The organism is Streptomyces sp. rh34, assembly GCF_002551245.1.
Taxonomy (GTDB): Bacteria; Actinomycetota; Actinomycetes; order Streptomycetales; family Streptomycetaceae; genus Streptomyces.
In genome coordinates, this window is the sequence record NZ_NTGZ01000574.1 from 1 (window position 1) to 715 (window position 715).

A 715-nucleotide genomic window follows, 5' to 3' on the forward strand; every position below is an offset into this window, starting at 1 on the left:
GCCCAGGACGCCCCGGCCGGGGCCCTTGCGCGCGACGGGGCCGGGCGGCAGCGCGGAGATGACCGTGGGCTCCTCCTCGGCCGGCTGCCGCATGAACACCGGCGCGCCCGGGAACCCGCCGGGCGGCGTGCTCGGAGCGTCCTGGCGCACCATGGGCACCTCGTCGACCGATGAGGTGCGGCCGAGCGGGGCGAAGTCGCCCGAGCGGTCCGCGACCAGGGCGAGCGCGCGGCGTCCGGCCACGGCCCCGGACCTGTCGGCGAGCGCGCCGCGCATGCCGATCGAGGTCTCCAGCTCGGTCCGGGCCCGGTCCGGATTGCCGGTGCAGAGCGCGAGGACGCCCAACTCGTGGTGGAAGTAGGCCTCCTCGGCGACCTCGCCGGCGATCCTGGCGGCCTCCTGGCCGATCCTGAGGGCCCGCTCCCAGGCTCCCCAGCCCAGGCCCGCGGCGAAGGCCGGGGAGGCGCTGCGGGCCAGCAGGACGGCCGCGCTGGCCGCTCCCGCCTCGTCGCCCGGGACCAGCCGGCCCAGGGAGGCGACGATCGCGTCGGCCTCGGCGACGGCCCGTTCCGGGGTGACCGAGGGGTGCGAGGCCCACCAGGCGTAGTGCTGGGCGGCGGTACGGGCGTGGGCGGCGGCGTCGTCCTCGTAGCCGGCCGCCGACAGCTGGGCGAGGACGCCGGCGGCGAGGCGGTAACGGGGGCCGGCCGGGGAG

1 protein-coding gene is annotated in these 715 nt (G+C 78.9%); it reads right to left on the reverse strand.

All coding sequences use genetic code 11. The annotated features are described in order from the left end of the window. Window positions 1–715, reverse strand: a 715-nt coding sequence (locus tag CR470_RS38280; protein WP_373561480.1) for a tetratricopeptide repeat protein, incomplete at both ends; no start/stop codon positions are given.